Source organism: Azospirillum sp. TSH64 (assembly GCF_003116035.1).
In the GTDB taxonomy this organism is placed as follows: Bacteria; Pseudomonadota; Alphaproteobacteria; order Azospirillales; family Azospirillaceae; genus Azospirillum.
The window spans coordinates 1-18,499 of record NZ_LGQW01000001.1; the positions used below are offsets into that span (position 1 = coordinate 1).

Genomic DNA, 18,499 nt, shown 5'->3' on the forward strand with positions numbered 1-18,499 from the left:
CGCATTGAGCACCACCAACGGCACCTGGAGCGATGCCGACGGCGATGGCCGGACCTACAGCTACCAATGGTACAGGGCCGACGACAACAGCGGCACCAACCTGACCGCGATCAGCGGTGCGACCAGCGCCAACTACACGCTGAGCAGTTCGGACGGCCACAAGTACCTGCGCGTGGTGGTGACCGCCAACGATGGACAGGGCGGCACCCAGACGGCGACCTCGGCCTACACCGCCATCACCAACAGCGCACCGGTCTTCACCTCGTCCACCAGCGCCAGCCTGAGCATCTATGACGGAACCAATGCCGCGGTGATCACCGCGGCGGCAAGCGATGCGGAGAACGACACCCGCAGCTACAGCCTGGTCAGCGTCAACAGCGTCTCCAGCGGCGGTGATTTCGCGAAATTCGCCATCGACGGGTCCACCGGCGCGCTGACCGCGGTCAACGCCGCCAACCTGACGGCCGGCAGCTACACGGTCGTGGTCCGTGCGGATGACGGCCATGGCGGCACCACCGACCAGACCGTCACCGTCACCGTCGCCGGGGATCTGGTGGTGACGGTCAACGCCATAGATTCCAGCGCCCCCACCGGCACCTATTCGTCGGACGTGGCGGATGGCGGCGGTCTCGACCTGTACGAGGCCCTGGCCATCGCCAACAACCAGTCCGGACCGATCACCATCCGGTTTGCCTCCAGCCTGTCCGGCACCATCACGCTGGGCGGCACCTACACGGTGCGCGACGGCGTCACCCTGGCGATGGATAGCAGCGGCAACAGCCGCTCGCTGACCATCACCGGCAACGGCTTTACGCTGGGCAGCGGTCTGGGCATCAGCGTCGCCACGGGCGACATGCTGACGATCAACTCCACCCTGGCCGACGACGGCACCGTCACCTCGGCCCTGAGCAAGAGCGGGGACGGCAGGCTGGTGCTGGGCGGCACCAACAACACGACGTCCGGCGGCACCTCGGGCACCGGGCTGAACACCATCAGCGTCACGGCGGGCACCCTGGGGATCGGCTCCGACAGCAATCTGGGAACCGGCACGGTCACGCTGAACGGCGGCACGCTGCTGCTCAGCAACCTCGGCGGCGGCACGGTGGACAACGACATCGCGCTGGGGTCGTCGAACGGCACGGTCAATGTCGCCAGCTCGGCCGCCATCCTGTCGGGCGCCATCACCGGCAGCGGGTCGCTGGCCAAGACCGGCGGCCAGCTGCTGACGCTGAGCGGGAGCAACAGCTATTCGGGCGGCACCACGGTCAGCGGGGCGAACGGCCTTTCGGTGACCGGTTCGGACAATCTGGGCAGCGGCGCCGTCACCTTGAACACGACGCTGAAGATCACCGGCGCCAGCACCACGGTCACCAACGCCATCGTCATCAACAACGATGCGGCGATCATCTCCAACGCGAGCGCGGTGACGCTGTCGGGGGTGATCTCCGGCACGAACGCCGTCGAGAAACAGGGGGCCGGCGCCCTGACGCTCGGCGGCACCAACACCCATACCGGCAACTGGGCGATCTCGGCCGGCACGCTGATCGCCTCGGGCGGGTCGGCGATCGGCGATTCCAGCTCCGTCACCCTCAGCGGCTCCGGCGTGTTCCGGGTCAGCGCCAGCGAGACGGTCGGCGCGCTGACCGGCAACAGCAGCGCCGCCACCGACGTCACCATCGACAACGGCATGGTCCTAACTGCCACCTATGGCAGCAACGCCACCATGGCGGGCGTGATCGGCGGACTGGGCGGCTTCACCAAGGCGGGCAGCGGCACGCTGACCCTGTCCGGGGCCAACAGCTACAGCGGCGCGACCACCCTGTCGGGCGGCGGGCTGACGGTGTCGGGCGGGTCGGCGATCGGCGACAGCAGCGCGGTGTCCGTCGCCACCGGCACCACCCTGACCCTGTCGAGCGACGAGACCATCGGTTCGCTGAGCGGATCCGGCACGGTGGCGATCGGCGCCAACACCCTGACCACCGGGGTGAACAACAGCTCGACCACCTTCTCCGGCACCCTGACCGGCAGCGGTGCCTTCAGTCTCGACGGCAGCGGCACGATGACGCTGTCGGGCTCCAACAGCGGCGGCTTCAGCGGAGAGATGAGGGTGCGGAGCGGCGGCACGCTGAGCGTGGCCGGCGACGACAACCTGGGCACCGGCACGGTGACGCTGAACGGCGGCACGCTGACGGTGACCGGGGCCGGCACCATCGACAACGCCTTCGACACCGGGGTCAACGGCGCCACCATCGACACCGGCGTCGCCGTGACGCTGTCTGGCGCCATCGGCGGCAACGACGGACTGACCAAGACGGGCAGCGGCACGCTGACCCTGTCGGGCACCAGCAGCTACGCCGGACCGACCACCGTGTCGGTGGGCACCCTGCTGGTGACCGGGGCGCTCGGCGGCACCAGCGCCGTCTCGGTGGCGTCGGGGGCGACGCTGGGAGGCACCGGCTCGATCTTCGCCGCCAGCTCGTCCAACACGCTGACGGTCGCGTCCGGCGCCACCCTGGCGCCCGGTATCGCCGGGACCAACAACGGCGTCGGCAGCCTGACCGTCAACGGCAACCTGTCGCTGAGCGGCACCCTGGCGGTCGAGATCGCCGGCACCACCACCGCCGGCACCGACTACGACCAGGTGATCGTCAGCGGCGGCGTCACGCTGTCCAGCGGCTCCAGCGCCATCACCGTCACCCGCGTCAACGGCTTCGCCGCGACCAACGCCAGCTACAGGGTGATCGACCAGACCGGCGCCGGCACGCTGTCCAACACGCTGTCGGGGTTGGCGCAGGGCGCCACCATGACCAGCAACGGCGACCTCTATACGGTCGACTATGCCGGCGGCACCGGCAACGACCTGGTGCTGAACGGCATCGTCAACCCGACCGTCTCGTCGGTCAGCGCCAGCACCGCCGACGGCAGCTACAAGGCCGGCGACACCATCTCGATCACCATCACCTTCAACCGGGCGGTGACGGTGACCGGCACGCCGACCCTGGCGCTCGGCACCGGGCGGACGGCCACCTATTCCAGCGGGTCGGGCGGCACGACCCTGACCTTCACCTACACAGTGCAGGCCGGCGATACGTCGGCCGACCTCGACTACGCCTCCACCGCTGCGCTGGCGCTGAACGGCGGCACGATCGCCGACAGCTCCACCAGCCTGGCGGCCATCCTCACCCTGGCGGCGCCAGGGGCGGCGAACTCGCTGGGCGCCAACAAGGCGATCATCGTCGACACCACGGCGCCGGGCGCGCCGACCGCCCCGGACATGACGGCGGGCACCGACAGCGGCAGCTCGAGCACCGACAACGTCACCAGCAACACCACGCCGACCTTCACCGGCACGGCGGAGCCCAACAGCACGGTGACGCTGTACGACACCGACGGCACCACGGTGCTGGGCACCGGCACGACGGACGGCTCCGGCAACTATTCGGTCACCGCCACCACGGCGCTGACGCCGGGAACCCACACCCTCACCGTCAAGGCGACGGACGCGGCCGGCAACGTCTCCAGCGTCTCGGGCGGGCTGTCGGTCACCGTCGACACCAGCGCGCCGGCGACACCGGGCACGCCGGTCCTGCCGGCGGCGAGCGATACCGGCATCTCCGCCAGCGACGGCATCACCAGGACCACCACCCCGACGATCACCGGCACGGCGGAGCCCAACAGCACGGTGACGCTGTACGACACCGACGGCACCACGGTGCTGGGCACCGGTACGGCGGACGGCTCCGGCAATTATTCGGTCACCGTCGCCACCGCCCTGTCGACCGGGCCGCACACCCTCACCGTCAAGGCGACGGACGCAGCCGGCAACGTCTCCCCCGCCTCGAGCGGGCTGTCGGTGACGGTGGACAGCACGGCGCCGACGGTGACGGGCGTCACCTCCTCCACCGCCGACGGCAGCTACAAGGCCGGCGACACCATCTCGATCCAGGTCAGCCTGTCCGAGACGGTGATCGTCAACGGCACCCCGACCATCACGCTGAGCAACGGGCGGACCGCCACCTACAGCGGCAGCTCGGGGACCGGCACGCTGACCTTCACCTACACGGTGCAGGCCGGCGACACCGCCGCCGACCTCGACTACGCCTCCACCGGCGCGCTGGCGCTGAACGGCGGCACGATCACCGACACCGCCGGCAATGACGCGGCGACGACCCTGCCGGCGGTCGGCGGCGGATCGTCGCTGGGCGGCACCAAGAACATCGTCATCGACACCACGGCGCCGACGGTGTCCTCGGTGTCGGTGCCGACCGGCGGCATCTACAAGGCCGGCGATGTGATGGAGTTCACCGTCGCCTTCAACGAGGCGGTGACGGTGACGGGCAGCCCGATCCTGCCGATCACGCTGGACGACGGCACGGTGGTGCAGGCGGCCTACGTGTCGGGGTCGGGCGGCACCAGCCTGACCTTCCGCTACACGGTGCAGGCGGGCTTGAGCGACAGCGACGGCGTCCGCCTGGTCTCCGCCCTGACCGGCGGCACGATCACCGACCTGGCCGGCAACGCCGCGGTGCGGACGCCGGGCAACGTCGCCGATACCGGCGGCGCCCGCATCGACAGCGTCCCTCCCACCGTCACCAACGTCACCTCCAGCACCGACAACGGCACCTACACCACCGGCCAGACCATCTCGATCCAGGTGAGCTTCAGCGAGGCGGTGGCCGTCAGCGGCACGCCGACGCTGGCGCTGAACACCGGCCGCACCGCCGTCTACAGCAGCGGGGCCGGGACCAGCACGCTGACCTTCACCTACACGGTGCAGGCCGGCGACACCGCCGCCGACCTGGATGCCATCGGCACCTCGGCCCTGGCGGGATCGATCACGGACATTGCCGGCAACGCCGGCATCCTGACCCTGACGATGCCGGGTGACGCGCGGTCGCTGGGGCTGAACAAGGACATCGCCATCGACACCACGGCGCCGGCGATCCGCAGCGTCATCGTGCCAAACGACGGCGTGTACGGCCTCGGCAAGACGCTGAGCTTCTACATCCAGGCCAGCGAGGTGGTGATCGTCAACGGCACCCCGACGATCACGCTGGACATCGGCGGCCAGACCCGCCAGGCGGTCTACACCCCCACGGGCAGCAGCGGGACGACCCTGCGCTTCGACTATGTGGTGCAGGCGGGCGACAGCGACGCCGACGGCATCGCCGTCACCGGGCTGAACCTCAACGGCGGCGGCATCGCCGACAAGGCCGGCCTCCCGCTGCCCACGGCGCTGACCGGCCTGCCGGGCCTGCAGAACGTCCTGGTCGACACCGTGGCGCCGGACACCCCCCCGGCCCCGGTGCTGGCGCCCGGGCAGGACACCGGCAGCTCCGCCACCGACGGGGTGACCAGCCTCAACCGCCCGACCCTGGGCGGCACGGCGGAAGCCGGGTCCACCGTCACCGTCCTGGTCGACGGCGTGGCGGTCGGCACCACCATCGCCGGCTCCGACGGCAGCTGGAGCTTCACGCCGGCCACCCCGCTGGCCGACGGCACCCATGCCGTCACCAGCCGGGCGACCGACCGGGCCGGCAACAGCAGCGGCACCTCGGCGGCGCTGACGCTGACCATCGATGCCACGGCGCCGGTGCTGTCGACCCCGGCGATCTCCGGTATCGACAATTCGGCCAACGTCATCTCGACCGGCCGTCCGATCCTGACCGGCAGCGCCGATCCGAACAGCGCGGTCACGGTCATCGTCGACGGCGTCACCGTCGGCACGGCCACGACCGGCAGCGACGGGCGCTGGAGCTTCGCCGTCACCGCCCCGCTGGCCGACGGCAGCCACAACGTGGTCACCACCGCCACCGACCGCGCCGGCAACATCGGCCGTTCGGGCACGCTGAGCCTGACGGTCGACACCCAGGCCCCGACGGTGTCCGGCGGCTCTGCCCCGACGCTGACCGCCGGCGGCACGGCGACGCTGGGAACCGCGGTGTCGCTGTCGGACGCCAGCTCGCTGAACCGGGTGACGGTCACCCTGACCGACGCCCGCAGCGGCGACGAGCTGGTGATCGGCGCCCTGCCGGCCGGCATCACCGCGACCCGCGACGGCGCCGGCATCGTGCTGACCGGCGTGGCGTCGGCCGCCGACTATCAGGCGGCGGTGCGGGCGATCGGGCTGCGGTCGAGCGCCAGCGACCCGAGCTTCACCGGCACGGCGACCAGCCGGTCGATCAGCATCCAGGCCCGCGACCTCGTCGGCAACAGCTCCACCGCGACCACGGTGACGGTCGCGGTGGCCCGCGTCACCACCACCACGACGACCACCCCCACCGTCAACACGACCAACAGCCCGGCGATCACCACGCCGGTCACCGGCAGCGGCAACGGTCCGTCACAGTCCGGCAGCTCGGCGCTCGGTTCCTCGTCGAACGGCCCGTCCTCCAACGGCTCGTCCTCGGGCAGTGTGCTGGGCGGCAGCGTGTTGGGTGGCGGGTCGGGCCCGAGCCTGCCGGGCGGCGGCAGCGGCGGCAGCGCCGGCATCCCCGGCAGTTCGGCCAGCACGGATGCCGGTCGCTCGGTGACGCTGGGCAGTGTCGGCGGCAGCTCCGCCAGCACGGATGCCGGCCGGTCGGTGACGCTGGGCAGCGTCGGCGGCAGCTCCGCCAGCACGGATGCCGGCCGGTCGGTGACGCTCACCAGCATCGGCGGCAGTTCCTCCGGTTCCGGCAGTTCCAGCAGCGGACTGGGGGGAAGCAGTCTCGGTGGCGGGCTGGGCGGCGGTTTGGGTGGCCTCGGTGGCGGCGGCCTTGGTAGCGGTCTGGGCGGCGGCAGCCTGGGCGGCACGGGCCTCGGCGGCACCGGCGGCACCGGCGGCACGCTCGGAGGGACCGGCACGGGGACCGGAAGCAACACGGGAACCGCCAGCGGCGGCACCACGACCGGCACGGGCGGCACGACGCGCACCGGCACCAACGGCCAGGGCACTCCCGGCCAGACCGGCATCCAGGGCACCGGCCAGAACAACGGTCAGGGTCAGGGTCAGGGCCAGATTCAGGGCCAAGGCCAGGACCGGGGGACCGGCCTCGGCACCGGGCAGGGCCGCGGCCCGACGGCCGGACAGCCGGGGAACCAGGGCCAACAGGGTCAGCAAGGCCAGGGCCAGCAGGGTCAGGGCCAGGGCGAGCAGCAGGGCCAGCCGCAAAACCAGGGCGCTCCCCAGGATGGCGGCGGCACCCCGGCGGACGGCAGCGGCCGGCCGGCGGAGCGCGGAGCGGACACCCGCGCCGAGATCATGCCGGCCTCCCCCGGCTTCGCCCGTCAGGTCGCCCGCGCCCATGGCGGCCCGACCGGCGCCGCCGACCTGCTGGCCGCACTCGCCAGCCACATCCTGCCCGACAGCCGGGCCGCCTGACGGCGGCCCGGCTCCCCATCCCCACCCATCCTTCTCACCCGGGGTCTTTCCCGCCGTCCTTCTCATTCCCGCGTCGCTTTTCCCTCATCCAATCCTTTTCCGCCGAACGGAATTGCTCCCGCCATGAAGACTTCGACCGCTCACCTCCGCCGCCGCTTGCTTTCTTCGGTGGTTCCCGTCGCCGTTCTGACGGCATCCCTGCTGGCCGCGGGCTGCGCGGTCAAACCCGAGCCGCTGACGGCCGAGGAGAATCTGGCGCGCGTCCGCAAGGATCTGGGTGTCGTCCTGACGCCGCAGGAGCCGCTGACCAAGGCGGTCTCGATGGACGAGGCGATGGCGCGGGCCATCAAGTACAACCTCGACGAACGGGTGAAGCTGATGGAGGTGGCGGTCGCCACCGACCAGCTGGACCTGTCGCGCTATGACATGCTGCCGCGCGTGGTGGCGGCGGCCGGCTATGTCGGGCGCAACAACGACGCCGGGTCGGAGAGCCTGAACCTCGCCACCGGCCGGCGGACGGGCGAGAGCACCACCGCCACCGACAGGCACCGCCGCACCGGCGACCTCGCCTTCACCTGGAACGTGCTGGACTTCGGCGTCAGCTATCTGCGGGCGCGGCAGAACGCCAATCTGGTGCTGATCGCCGACGAGCGCCGCCGCCGCGTCGTCCAGGGCATCATGCAGGACGTGCGCACCGCCTATTGGCGCGCCGTCGCCGCCGAGCGGCTGCTGAAGCGGCTGGCCCCGCTGGAGAAGCGTGTCGAGGGCGCCCGCCGCGATGCCCGCACGCTGGAGGCGTTGCGCGTCCAGGCGCCGCTGCAGGCGCTCAACTACACCCGCACCCTGGTCGAGACGCTGCGCCAGCTGCAGTCGCTGCGCCGCGAGCTGGTGGCGTCGAAGTCGCAGCTGGGCGCGCTGATGGGCCTGCCGCCGGGCGAGCCGTTCGAGATCGAGATGCCGGCGGCCAGCGTCATGCAGTCGCCGCCCAAGCTGGATGTCGGCGCCGAGGCGCTGGAGACCTACGCCCTGCTGAACCGGCCGGAGCTGCTGGAGGAGAGCTACAACCAGCGCATCTCCGCCGACGAGACCTGGCGGTCGCTGCTGAAGCTGCTGCCGGGCATCGACGTCAACGCCGCCCTGCGCTACGACAGCAACAGCTTCCTGCTGAACCAGCGCTGGGCCGATTACGGCGCGCGGATCAGCTGGAACCTGATCAATCTGGTGTCGGCCCCCGCCACCAAATCCTACGCTGAGGCGCAGGAGGAGCTGATCGCCTTCCGCCGTCAGGCGCTGAGCATGGCGGTGCTGAGCCAGGTGCATGTGGCGGTGCTTCAGTACCGCGAGCTGAAGCAGGAGTTCGCCCTGACCGCCGAGCAGGCCGACCTCGACACCCGCATCCGCTCGCAATACACCAACGTCGGCGAGGCCGGGCAGGTCGGCGAGCTTGGCGTGATCCAGTCGGAGGTGACGGCGCTGCTGTCCGACCTGCGCCGCGACCTGGTGCTGGCCGACCTGCACAACGCCTATGCCCGCGTGATGGTGTCGGCCGGCGTCGACCCGCTGCCCGAGACGATGGCCGCCAACGACCTGCCCACCCTGACCCAGGCGGTGAGCCGGGGCCTCTCCTCCTGGCAGGACCGGGCCAACAGCGTGATGCGCGTCAAGGACCTGATGGCTGCGCCCAAGACCGCCGCCCAGGAAGCCCCGAAGCCGGAGCCGGTCAAGCAGGACGCGGTGAAACAAAAGCCGGTCAACAAGCCGGTTCCGGTCGCGACCGTCCCCACCCCCACTCCGGCCCCTGCTCCCGTTGCAGCCGGACCGGCTCCGGCCGCCATGCCCGTCGTGCCGGCCTCCTCCGCAGCGCAGGCGCCCGCGTCCTCTCCCGCTCCTGCCCCGGTGCCGGTTCCCGCTCCGGTTCAGGCTGCCGTTTCCGCTCCTGCCCCGGTGGCACCAGCCGCCACCCAGGTCGCTTCCCCGGTTGCGACGGCCTCCTTCTCTCCCGTCATCCAGGCTGAACTCGGGGCTTACGCAAGCCACAGGCTTGCCGAGAAGGAATGGGGTATCATCGCCAAACGCCTGGAAACGGAGGGCAGCGGGGTTGGCGCCCTGTATGTCGCCAGCCGGCGCAGCCAAGACGGCAAGACCATCGTCCAACTGCGCGCAGGCGGTTTCACCGACCGCGCCGCGGCCGAACGGTTCTGCCATCGTGTGAAGGATAGTCAGCGGGAATGCACTGTTCGTACCCTTTCGGCCCAAGAGCAGCAGTCCGACAGCCAGACCGCCGATCGGCTCGCGTCGCTGTGATCCGTCCCGGTGGTCGTCCCCGTGGCTGGCCCGGCATTGCTGCCGGCGCCGCTCTCCTGATCGCGCTGGTGGGTGGGGGCCTCGCCTCCACCCCGGCGGTGGCTCAGGACGCGTCCCAGGGGCAGGTCCGCGCCCTGATCGAGGCCCGGCGGCACGCCGTCCTCTCCTCCGAGATCCCCGGCCGCATCGCCCGCATGAGCGTCGATGCCGGCCAGAGCTTCAAGGCCGGCGAGCTGCTGGTCGGCTTCGACTGCTCCAGCTATCAGGCGGAACTGGACGGCGCCCGCGCCCAGCTGAACGCGGCCGAGGTGACGGCGCGGGTCAACCGGCGCCTGAACAGCCTGCGCTCCATCGGCGAGGCGGAGGTGCAGCTGGCCGAGGCCAAGGCCCAGGTCGCCCGCGCCGACGTCCGCAAGGCCGAGGTGCAGGCCCGGCGCTGCGACGTCAAGGCGCCCTTCGACGGCCGGGTGGTCGAACGCCGCATCCAGGAGCATGAGTCGGTCGCCGCCGGCGCGCCGCTGCTGGAGATCCTGTCCGACCGCGACCTGAAGGTGGAGCTGATCGTTCCTTCCTCCTGGCTGGTGTGGCTGAGGCCGGGGCAGCGCTTCGACCTGCGCGTCGACGAAACCGGCGCCACCCTGCCCGGCGAGGTCGTGCTGCCCGGTGCCAAGGTCGATCCGGCCAGCCAGTCGGTGAAGGTCACCGCCAAGCTGACCGGCGAGGGCGTTCCGTCTGGCATGATCGCCGGCATGAGCGGCACCGCCATCTTCCCCGAGCCCGCGCTGTCTTCTCTGCCGACCGGGAACCAAGGGGCTGGAAATCAGGGCGGCGCCCCCAGACCCGGAACTGCGAAGCCATGAGCACAGCCATGGCCCAGACCCCGCCCCAGCAGGCGGCTCCGCCGCAAGGGACGCCGCAGGGAGGCGCGCAGCCCGTCAACGGCCTGCTGATGCTGCTGGAGTTGCAGCGGCAGGCCTGGCGGCAGGCGACGGCGCCGGAGCTGCGCTATCACATCGTCAACCAGACCCGCCGGCTGATCGCCTATCGCCAGGCGGCCTTCCTGACGGTGGGCGAGCGCGGACGGGCGACGCTGGGGGCGGTGTCCAACATCGCGGTGCTGGAGCCGAACGCCCCCTTCGCCCAATGGCTGGAGGAGGCGGTGCGCGCCGTCGCCACCGGGCACGACGCCAACAGCGTCCACGTCGTCGATCCCGCCACCCTGCCCGCCTCCGTGCGCAGCGTCTGGGGGGAATGGGGGCCGGCGCAGGTGCTGTGGTGCCCGCTGCGCAAGCCGCAATCCCCGCAGGAGGCGCCCCGGGAAGCCCCCGGGGGAGCGGCGCCCGCCGCCGCGGCGGAAAAGGCAGCACCGCCGCTGGCCGGCCTGTGGCTCGGCCGTGACGAGCCCTGGACCGACGGCGAAATCCTGCTGCTGAGCCATCTGGCCGAAGGCTACGGCCATGCCTGGTGGGCGCTGTCGGGCAAGCGGACGAAGCGGCACGGGCTGCGCCGGACCCTGCTGCCGCTGCTGGCGCTGCTGGCCGTCGCCGGCGCGCTCGCCATCCCGGTGCCGATGTCGACCCTGGCCCCGGCCGAGATCCAGACCAGCAATCCGGTGATCGTCGCCGCCCCGCTGGACGGTGTGATCGAGCGGTTCCATGTGCAGCCGAACCAGCCGGTGGCGGCCGGCCAGCCCCTGTTCAGTTTCGAGTCCACCGTCCTGCGCAGCCGCTTCGAGGTGGCGCGCAAGGGGCTGACCCAGGCGGAGGCCGAACTGCTGACCGCCTCGCAGGCCGCCTTCGCCGACCCGCAGACCAAGGCGCGCATCGCCCAGCTCCGCGCCCAGGTGGAGTTGCGCCGGGCCGAGATGGCGCTCGCCCGCGACCTGCTGGAGCGGGTGACGGTGAAGGCCGAGCGCGCCGGCATCGCCGTCTTCACCGACATCAACGACTGGCTGGGCAAGCCGGTGTCGGTGGGCGAGCGCGTGCTGACCCTGGCCGACCCGCAGGCGCCGGAGATCGACATCATGGTGCCGGTCGGCGACGCCCTGGTGCTGGAGCCGGGTTCCCCGGTGGAGCTGTTCCTGAACGTCGATCCGCTCCACCCGCTGCGGGCGCGGCTGACCCATGCCAGCTACGAAGCCGGCCTGTCGGCCGCCGGCGTGCTGTCCTACCGGGTCAAGGCGGCGCTGGACGCGGGAGAGGCCCCGCCCCGCATCGGCCTGCGCGGCACCGCCAAGATCCTGGGCGACCGCGTGCCGCTGGCGCTTTACCTGTTCCGCCGCCCGCTGGCCCTGCTGCGCCAGTCGCTGGGCATCTGAGGCAGCCCTCCCAAGGCAAACCCGACGGCAAACCCGAGGACTCCCGTGTCCATCGCCCTCACTCCTTCCGCCGGCTCCTCCACCGAAGGCCCCTCCACCGGAGGCCATGCAGCCAGCTTCGCCCCGGCCGACCCGCTGGCGTCCCTGCGGCTGCCGGGGTTGCGCGACGACCTGGCCCTGCTGCCGGCGCCGGCGGGACAGGACGGGGCGCCGGGCTGGACCATCCACGACCCGGTGCGCAACCGCTATTTCCGCATCGGGCCGGAAGGCTTCGCGCTGATCGCCCACTGGCACCATGCCAACCCGCGCGCCATCGCCACGGCGGTGGCGGAGCAGAGCCTGTTCGAGCCGACGGTCGAGGACGTCATCGGCTTCTACCAGTTCCTGGCGGCCAACAACCTGACCGTCACGACCGACACCGCCTTTCTGGCGCGGCAGGCGGCGGCGCGGCACACCGGCTGGTTCTGGTGGCTGGTCCACAACTACCTGTTCTTCCGCATCCCGCTGGTGCGGCCGGACCGCTTCCTGTCGGCGACGGTGGGGCTGGTGGCGCCGCTCTACAGCCGGGCCTGGATGGTCGCGGTGCTGCTGACCGCGCTCCTGGCCGGGCTGCTGGTGGCGCGGCAGTGGGATGCCTTCCTGCACACCTTCCAGCATTTCTTCTCGCCCGAAGGGCTGGCGCTCTATGGCGTCACCCTGCTGGGCACCAAGATCTGCCACGAGCTTGGCCATGCCTACACCGCCAAGCGCTTCGGCTGCCGGGTGCCGACCATGGGGGTGGCCTTCCTGGTGATGTGGCCGGTGCTCTACACCGACACCACCGACGCCTGGAGGCTGGTGTCGCGCCGGCAGCGGCTGGCGGTGGGGGCCGCCGGCATGGCCACCGAGCTGACGATCGCCGTCTTCGCCACGCTGGCCTGGAGCTTCCTGCCCGACGGACCACTGCGCAGCGCCGCCTATTTCCTGGCGACGGTCAGCTGGGTCACCACGCTGGCGATCAACCTCAGCCCCTTCATGCGCTTCGACGGCTATTACCTGCTGTCCGACGCGCTGGACGTGCCCAACCTGCAGGATCGCGCCTTCGCCATGGCGCGCTGGAAGCTGCGGGAGTGGCTGTTCGGCCTCGGCATGGCTCCGCCGGAGGAGATGCCTGCGGGGCGGCGGCGCATCCTGCTGGCCTATTCCTACGCCACCTGGGTCTACCGGCTGGTGCTGTTCCTCGGCATCGCGCTGCTGGTCTACCACGTCGCCATCAAGGTTCTGGGGATCCTGTTGTTCGTCATCGAGATCGGCTGGTTCGTCGCGCGTCCCTTCCTAACCGAGGCCAAGGCCTGGTGGTCTCTGCGCGACCGTTTCCATATGAACCTGCGCACCGGGCTGACGCTGGCCGGGCTGGCGGCGGCGGTCGGGCTGACCCTGCTGCCGGTGACCGCCACCGTGTCGGTGCCGGTGGTCTGGCGGGCGTCGGGGTTCGCCACCGTCTACGCCCCCTTCCCCGCCCGGCTGGAGGAGACGCTGGTCGCCCGCGGCCAGAGCGTGGTGGAGGGCGAACCGCTGTTCCGCCTGACCGCCCCCGACCTGGAGGGCAAGCTGCGGCAGGCCGAACTGCGCATCGACTGGATGCAGGAGCAGATCGCCCGCCTGACCGCCAGCCGCGAGCAGCTCGACCGCGTGCGGGCGATGGAGGAGGATCTGGCCGCCGCCCTGGCCGAGCGGCAGGGCATTCTCGACAGCCGCGACCGGCTGGTGGTGCGCGCTCCCCTGTCAGGCACCGTGCGCGACATGGAGGATGCGCTGATCCCCGGCCGCTGGATCGGTCCGAAACTGCCGCTGGCGATGGTGGTGGCGCCGGGCAGCGGCGAGCTGGTCGGCTATGTCGGCGAAAGCGATTTCGACCGGCTGAGCCCGGGGGCCGGAGCGCAGTTCCACCCCGACGATCCACTGGCCCCCCGGCGCGCGGCGACGGTGCGCGCGGTCGACCCGGTCGCCGTGTCGGTTCTGGACGTGCCGGCGCTGGCCTCGGTCAATGGCGGGCCGGTGGCGGTGGAGGGGCAGGCGGGCTCCCAGCCGGGCCAGCAGCCCCATGGCGGCTCCACCCGCAGCGCGCTCGCCCCGGTGGAGGCGGTCTACCGCATCACCCTGGACGTCGAACCGGTGAAGGTCGGGCAGGGTGCCACAGCCGGCGCACAGGACGGGCCGGAGCGCGTCACCCGCGGCATCGTCCGCGTGGCGGGCGAGGCCCGCAGCATCGCCGAACGCTTCTGGCGCATGGCCGCATCGGTGCTGATCCGCGAGACGGGGTTCTGAAGCTTGGGCCCGCCTGAAATCCCGCCGCTGGTGGAAGCGTTGATCTGGAAAGCCCATGCTCATAAAGTGCTTCCGGCTTTCAGCGACGGATCGGCGGACCATGGCTCTTCAAAAATTCAACATCGTTGCTTCGAATGGAACGACGTTCTTTTTGCAGCTCGATCCGCAGGATATGGCCCAGCGTGACGTCATCGCCCATTTCCTTGGCGGCCAGATGTACGAACACGAAACGTCGCTGCTGTTCCTGAAGGTTCTTCGCTCCGGCGATACCGCCGTCGATGTCGGCGGCAATGCCGGCTATTTCACCATGCTTGCCGCGACCGCGGTGGGCGCACAGGGACGCGTGGTCACCGCCGAGGCCAATCCCGGACTGGCGGCCCTGATCCGCGACAGCGCCGCGCTGAACGATGTCTCGCATCTTTTCATCGAAAACGTTGCGATCAGCGATCGCAACGGAGAGATCGTCTTCGGATCGAACGGGACCAACGACAGCAATGGCGGCGTCGTGCCCGAGAAGACGCCGGGAGAAGCGCTGGAAAGCAACGAGTCCATCACGCAGTTCGTCGCCCGCGCCGAGACGCTCGACAGTCTGGCGGAGCGGCACGGCCTTGAGCGCATCCGCCTGCTGAAGATCGACACCGAGGGACATGAGTTGAATGTCCTGAAGGGCGCCGAAGGGCTTCTTCACGGGAAGAGGATCGACTTCATCGCCGCCGAACTCAACCTTCCCGGTCTGGCAAGGAACCGCACGAACCAGCACGAGCTGCGCCGGTTCATGGTGGAGCACGGCTATCACATGTTCCTGCTCGACCATGGCGGAGCCCTGCCCCGCCTCGTGCCGCCCGGAAGCGAGGTCAGGCAGACCTACACCTGCAACGTCCTGTTCTCCCGCATCGAAACGGTTGCCGGGGTCTGGGACAGCGTGGCGAACGAGCCTGCCGCCGTCAGCATCGCCAAACGCTGAAGCCTGCTCCCCCTATCAGCCTCCTGCCGCCAGCATCCCATCGCCGTCCACGGCAAACCCCGCCGTGGACGGGCGGACATAGCCGATCGGGTTGGGGCGCGGCTCGTTGCGGCCATACTGGATGAAGTGGACCAGAGCCTGCTGCTGGTCGCTGCCGAAAGCGCGCTGGAGGTCGGGGTTGGCCATCAGATAGGCAAGCGCGTTGAATTGGGTCGGCCGCCCGGCCGCCTGTCCGGTCGACTGGTAATGGGCGGTGGCGGCGGCGGTGTCGGTGCCGAAGGTTGCCGCCAGATCCGGGTTGGCGGCCAGATAGCTCAGCGCATCGAAGCCGGCGGCGTCGCGCCGCGGCGTGTTGCCGTAGAGGACGACATAGAGCTTCACCTGCTGCTCGCTGCCCAGGAAGACGCTCAGCAGATCCGGGTTGGCCAGCAGATAGTCGTGGGTGTTGAAGCTGGTGCTGCGGTTCTCCAGCCGGCCATAGCGGATGTAATGCTCCTCCGCCCGCACGGGATCGTTGCCGATGACGGCGGCGAGGTCGCGGTTGGCCGCCAGATAGGAGAGCGCGTCGAAGCTGGTGCTGCGCCCCTCCCGCCGGCCGCTGGACAGGTAATGGCCGGCCGCCCGCGCGGTGTCGGTGCCGAAGGCGGCGGCAAGGTCGGGGTTGGCGGCCAGATAGGCCAGGCTGTCGAAGGTGATGCCGCGCCCCTCGGCCCGGCCGGCGGTCACGTAATGGCGGGCCGCCGCCGACGGGTCCAGCCCGAAGGCCGACGCCAGATCCGGGTTCGACACCAGATAGCCGTAGCCGTCGAACCGGGTGCTGCGCCCCTCCCGCTGGCCGCTGGACAGATAATGGCGGGTGGCGGCCGTGGTGTCGGTGCCGAAGACGGCGGCGAGGTCGGGGTTGGCGGCGAGATAGGCCAGCGGGTCGAAGCTGCCGGCCGACCGCCCTTCCCGGCGGCCCAGGGTCAGATAATGGCGGCTCGCCGCCGCAAGGTCGTAGCCGAAGGCCGCCACCAGATCGGGATTGGCGGCGAGGTAGGAGAGCGGGTCGAAGGACCGGGCCGCCCGCCCCTCCGCCCGGCCGACGGACAGGTAATGCGCACGCGCCGCCGCGGCGTCGGTGCCGAAGACGGCGGCAAGGTCGGGATTGGAGGCGAGATAGGCCAGCGGGTCGAAGCCGGCCATCGTCTCGGCCAGCGTGGTCACCCGCAAGGTCACGGTCTGGCCGCTGACCGCCCCCTGGCTGTCGGTGACGGTGTAGGCGAAGGACCCCGGCGACGCCGGGGTGCCGGATGATGCCTGATAGGTCAGGCCGGCCAGATCGGCCACCCCCAGCGTCACCCCGGCCGTGACGGCGGTGCCGTTGGCGAGCCGGAGCGTGCCGGCGGACGGCAGGCGGACCAGCGTCACCGTCATGCTGTCGCCTTCGTCCGGGTCGCTTGGCCGGTCGATGCCGAGAGCGATGGCCGGCCCGGCCTCCAGGGCGGTCAGGGTCTTGTCGCCCTGGACGGCCGGCGGCCGGTTGGCCGGTCGCGAGGCGATGGTGAAGCCGATCCAACGGCTCCACGCCACGCCGTTGTAGGCGCGCACCGACAGCTCGTCGATGCCGGGCAGGGTGGAGGCGGCGAAGGTGACGCCGGCGAAGGCCGCCGCGGTCAGCGGCACCGCCGCGCCGGCAGCTTGGGCCGTCCCGCCGACCATGATGGAGCCGGCGCCGCTGGTGTTGTCGACCAGCTCATACTGGGTGACGAGGCCGCCGGCCGGATCGGTCGCCGTGATCAGGCTGGCAATGGCGATGGAGGAACCGATGGAAACCCGGCCGGCCCTGGCGGCGACCGCCGGAGGCAGCAGGCTGATGCGGGTGTCGGCGAACAGGGCGAATTCGACGTCGGTCAGCGTGTCGGTGCCCTCGCCGCCGCCGGAAATGGTGGCGCCGTCGGAGGTGACGGTGACGGTGTAGGAGGACCGGCTGCCGTTGTAGACCGCGGTGTCGGTTCCGCCGCCACCCTGCAGCGTGTCGTCGCCGGCCCCGCCGGTCAGCGTGTCGTCACCCGCCCCGCCGATCAGCAGGTTGTTGGCGCCGTTGCCGATCAGGATGTCGTTGCCGCTGCCGCCGATGGCGTTCTCGATGGTGACGCCGGCGGCGATCGACACATTGCCCACCGCCAGCCCGCCCGACCCGTTGGGGCCGATGGAGCTGAAGGCTCCGGGCGTCAGGTCGATGCTGACAGCCGATGCCTGCCCGCCGGCATCGATGGTGTCGGTGCCGCCGGCATCCCAGATGGACTGGCTGACCGCGACCGTGTTGCTGGCGAAGGCATAGCGGTCGTCGCCGATGCGGGTGTTGGTGTTGGCACCGTACAGGTACTGCGCCGCCGCGATGTCGTACAGCGCCGGCCCCGTCGCCAGCCCGTTCAGACCCAGGCTGGGGTGCCTGTTGTAGGACATGATCGTGTAGCGGTAATTGTCCTCGGCCGAGGACAGGTAGGGCGGTTCGCCCCCGCCGCCGGTGGCGTTGTAGTTGCCGGGATGCTTCAGCCCGATGGCATGCCCGATCTCGTGCAGGATGGTCAGGTAGCCGTAGGTTCCAAGCGTCGGGCTGGTGTTGGCGGCACTGCTGTTGGACAGGTAGATGTCGCCGCCGCCGTCATAGAGCGAGCCGCTCGGATAATAGGCGTAGGCGGCGCTGGAGCTTTGCCGGTTGGTGCCGAGGCGGATCGACCCGCCCTGCCCGCTGTTGGCGCTGTCGGAGGTCTCGACGAAGAAGATGTTGGCGACCGCGCTCCAGGCGGCCAATGCCTGGCGCACCGCGTCGCGCTGCGTGGCGGACAGCGGCGCGAAACCGGTCCCGTCCGAGACGGTGGCGTAGGACGGCAGCTGCTCCATGAAGCTGTAGGTGACGGTTGCCCCGCTGCCGGCAGCACCGCTGCCCCAGCGTGGCGTCCCCGTCGCCAGCAGGGCCGAGACGGTGGCGGAGGCGGCGCCCTGCGGAACCGAACCTTGCGGGTCCGGGGTTGCGGCAATCGGCGCGGCACTCCAGCCGGCGGCATTGCACAGCAGGCAGGAACAGGCAGGCACGGTGCCGGCCGGGGCGTCGGACAGGTCGGAAATGGTGATCGTCATGGACGGGAGCGGATCCGGGCCGCGGATCTGCGGCTCCGCCACTCTACAACCTTTCATTCCCCAATCGAAAGGGGAGGCAAACCCGGACCTTTTTTCTCACCGACGTGCCTTGGGGGGCGAT

The 18,499-nt window shown here is 70.8% G+C and carries 7 protein-coding genes; 6 read left to right on the forward strand and 1 reads right to left on the reverse strand.

Translation table 11 applies throughout. From position 1 onward, the window contains the following. The 6 genes from TSH64_RS00005 to TSH64_RS00030 form a co-directional block, all read left to right on the forward strand. The coding region (locus tag TSH64_RS00005; protein WP_199237381.1) for an Ig-like domain-containing protein at positions 1-7,363 on the forward strand (7,363 nt) is incomplete at its 5' end. A 123-nt stretch (positions 7,364-7,486) separates the two neighbouring features. Beyond that, the gene (locus tag TSH64_RS00010) at positions 7,487-9,667 is read left to right on the forward strand and encodes a TolC family protein (protein ID WP_247872665.1); all 2,181 of its coding nucleotides are present in this window, start codon (positions 7,487-7,489) and stop codon (positions 9,665-9,667) included. Then, positions 9,664-10,527, forward strand: coding sequence for an efflux RND transporter periplasmic adaptor subunit (locus TSH64_RS00015; protein WP_247872666.1), 864 nt, complete (start codon positions 9,664-9,666; stop codon positions 10,525-10,527). The genes TSH64_RS00010 and TSH64_RS00015 overlap by 4 nt, the downstream gene beginning before the upstream one ends. Continuing rightward, positions 10,524-11,984 carry an HlyD family efflux transporter periplasmic adaptor subunit gene (locus TSH64_RS00020; RefSeq protein ID WP_109095119.1) on the forward strand — a complete coding sequence of 487 codons (1,461 nt, stop codon included), beginning with the start codon at positions 10,524-10,526 and terminating at the stop codon, positions 11,982-11,984. The genes TSH64_RS00015 and TSH64_RS00020 overlap by 4 nt, the downstream gene beginning before the upstream one ends. Before the next feature lie 45 nt (positions 11,985-12,029). Beyond that, on the forward strand, positions 12,030-14,291 hold the full coding sequence (locus TSH64_RS00025) for a biotin/lipoyl-binding protein (RefSeq protein WP_109095120.1): 2,262 nt from the start codon (positions 12,030-12,032) through the stop codon (positions 14,289-14,291). Positions 14,292-14,391: 100 nt separating this feature from the next. Continuing rightward, entirely contained in the window at positions 14,392-15,255 is an 864-nt protein-coding gene (locus tag TSH64_RS00030) for an FkbM family methyltransferase (protein WP_199237383.1), read from the forward strand. A gap of 15 nt (positions 15,256-15,270) precedes the next feature. Here TSH64_RS00030 and TSH64_RS00035 read toward each other — a convergent pair whose 3' ends face one another. Continuing rightward, complete coding sequence (locus tag TSH64_RS00035) at positions 15,271-18,378, reverse strand: M10 family metallopeptidase C-terminal domain-containing protein (RefSeq protein WP_109095175.1); 3,108 nt, start codon at positions 18,376-18,378, stop codon at positions 15,271-15,273. Between the last annotated feature and the right edge of the window lie 121 nt (positions 18,379-18,499).

Excerpts from the sequence above, each read along its gene's own strand:
- TSH64_RS00010 (WP_247872665.1), top strand. The coding sequence starts at position 7,487 with ATGAAGACTTCGACCGCTCACCTCCGCCGCCGCTTGCTTTCTTCGGTG.
- TSH64_RS00020 (WP_109095119.1), top strand. The coding sequence starts at position 10,524 with ATGAGCACAGCCATGGCCCAGACCCCGCCCCAGCAGGCGGCTCCGCCG.
- TSH64_RS00030 (WP_199237383.1), top strand. The coding sequence starts at position 14,392 with ATGGCTCTTCAAAAATTCAACATCGTTGCTTCGAATGGAACGACGTTC.
- TSH64_RS00035 (WP_109095175.1), bottom strand. The coding sequence starts at position 18,378 with ATGACGATCACCATTTCCGACCTGTCCGACGCCCCGGCCGGCACCGTG.